Raw genomic sequence first — 2,475 nt, forward strand, 5'->3', positions numbered from 1 at the left:
TGCCCTAACCCCGACCAGTGCCTTGCGCCGGAGCCGCCCATCGTCAAGGACTCCAAGCCCTGCAACTACATGTCCGACGGGCAGATTGTCGGCTGTGAGTCGCAGGAATTCGAAGGCAACCCCGGCGAAATGAACTGTGGCATTTTCAGTGCTGGCGGCACCTACGAATGTCGCCGTAAGGAACCCACCAGCAACGGCATCCAGATCGCCACTCAGATCGAAACCAAGGACAACGGCAACGGCACCACGACCACCACCAAGACCGACACCATCACGCAGACCAAGTGCATCGGCGCCAATTCCTGCGTCACCAACGTTTCCAACAACAAGACCACGGTCGTTAAGGACGGCAACGGCAACACGCTGTCCACCGGCACCCAATGCACCGGCCCGGCCTGCTCCAGCGGCGGCAAGGGCGACTCTGACGGCGACGGCGTGAAGGACTGTGTCACTGGCAACTGTGAGGAAGAGGAGGGCGGCGAGTACGGCGCACCGGAAATGCCCGAACTGGAGGAAACCGAGGAAATCGGTGATTCGACCTCGGCCTATTACGCGCGGATCCTCAATGCGCCCATCGTCCAGGCGGTGACCTCGATCAGCGTGCCCACTGGCGGCACCTGCCCGACCGGCACCGCTGACACCTTCATGGGGGCGATCTCCTTCGACACGTTCTGCCAACTGGCGCCCCAGGTGCTGGCTGGCTTGGTCTGGCTGTTCCGTGCCATCTGGGCCTGGGCGGCCATTCGACTCTTCTTCACGGCGTGAGGTGAACGATGGACAGCATTATCAATTGGCTCAAGGAAACCTTGGTTTCGCTGCTCGACTGGTTGCTCGAAATCATCTTGTGGGCGCCGAAAAAGGTTTGGGGCCTGCTGCTCGATGGTTTGGCTAGCGTGATCGAAAGCCTGCCGGTGCCGTCGTTCCTGGGCTCGGTGGAGAGCTTCTTCGCCAACATTCCGGCGAGCGTTGTCTACTTCTTTCAGTTCTTCGCCATTGGCGAGGGGCTGGCGATGATCACGCTTGCGCTTGTACTGCGCTTTGCGCTGCGGCGCATTCCGCTGATCGGCTAAGGGGAGGGTAGGGACATGGCCCTCAACGGCTATTTCGGCAAGCCGGGATCCGGCAAGTCGTATTCGGTGGTCGAGTACGTGGTCATTCCGGCCCTGCAGAAGGGCCGCCACGTCGTGACCAACATCCCCTTAGAGGCGGATCTGCTCACCCAGGTCTACGGCGGGCGGATTACCCAGCTGCCGCTGGATGCGCTGGACGATCCGCAATTGCCCGAGCTGATTCCGCACGGCGCCGTCGCGGTGATTGACGAATGCTGGCGGCGTTGGCCCAGCGGTCAGAAGGTCAACAAGGCGTCGGTCGATGACCTGCAATGGCTCAAGGAACACCGTCACCGCGTGGACGGTGAGGGGAACGCCATGCAGGTCGTATTGGTCACGCAGGATCCCGCGGATCTCGCGGCCTGGGTGCGCAAGCTGATTGCGCATAGCTTTCACATGCACAAGCTAGAGGAAGTCGGTGCGGCCAAGCGCTTCGGCATCAAGGTGTATCGCGGCTGCCCGACCGGTGAACGGATCCCGGAGAAGCTCTTGATTCGTGAGGCCTACGGCACCTACAAGCCGGAGATCTACCAGTACTACCGCAGCGCCACGCAGAGTCAGACGCTCGACGTCGGTGACGAAAAGGCCATGGATAAGCGCGTGTCGGTTTGGGGCAGCTGGCAAATGATCACGATCCTGGTCTTCGTGCCGCTCGCGCTGTCCATCGGCGGTTATCTGCTGTACGACTACTTCGCCAGCAAGCTCGCGCCGCAGAAGGAAGTGGCTGAAGTTGTTCAGGAAGTTCCGCAACCGGTCGCGCAGGCGGCACCGTCGCATCTGGTTAACCCGTGGCCCGAGGACATGCTGCCGGCTGCGCCTGTGCCGGCTCAGGCGCAGACGGTTGCCGCTCCGGTGGCCGTTGATCCGCCGTTGTCCGGTCTTTGGCGTATTGGTGGCTTTATTCGGCGCAGCGACAAGCCTCGGGATCCCAACTGGCAGTCGATTGGTGGTTACAACCAGCCAGACGTAACGGATCCGCAAGCTCGTGAGAACTGGGCGCCCGATCAGGTGTTGTTGCGCTCGATGTTCGGTACGCGCCGCATCACGATGGACCAGTGCAAGACCTATCCGGACGGCGTGCAGGTGTATTGCGACGTGGACGGCGAACGGGTCACCGCCTGGAGCGGCCAGCAAACCGTCTCAACCATCGCTCCGAACGTCAGCAGTCCTGGCGGTGGTGTTGCCCCGAGCGGCGAGCGGAGCGACCCGGCCGGGGCAACACCAGCCTTCCAGGCATCCCGTCAACCGGTTCGCGTTACCGTAGTCGAGGATACTAGCCGCACCCCGCGAACCCTGACCGCCGTTCCTGCTGGCAATCAACCTGCAGGTAACGCAAGTCTTTGATTTATAAGGGGCTTCGCATAAT

Annotated in this window: 2 protein-coding genes and 1 pseudogene; all 3 read left to right on the top strand. The window is 61.7% G+C overall.

Translation table 11 applies throughout. From position 1 onward, the window contains the following. Nucleotides 1-765, top strand: a pseudogene (locus tag ACFW0B_RS25725) (hypothetical protein); the annotation flags it as partial. Between the two features lie 8 nt (nt 766-773). Continuing rightward, nucleotides 774-1,070, top strand: coding sequence for a DUF2523 family protein (locus tag ACFW0B_RS25730; RefSeq protein ID WP_449151786.1), 297 nt, complete (start codon nt 774-776; stop codon nt 1,068-1,070). A gap of 15 nt (nt 1,071-1,085) precedes the next feature. After that, nucleotides 1,086-2,453 carry a zonular occludens toxin domain-containing protein gene (locus ACFW0B_RS25735; protein ID WP_449151787.1) on the top strand — a complete coding sequence of 456 codons (1,368 nt, stop codon included), beginning with the start codon at nt 1,086-1,088 and terminating at the stop codon, nt 2,451-2,453. Nucleotides 2,454-2,475 lie beyond the last annotated feature (22 nt).

The sequence above is a fragment of the Metapseudomonas phytobenefica genome (assembly GCF_043392685.1).
Lineage (GTDB): Bacteria > Pseudomonadota > Gammaproteobacteria > Pseudomonadales > Pseudomonadaceae > Metapseudomonas.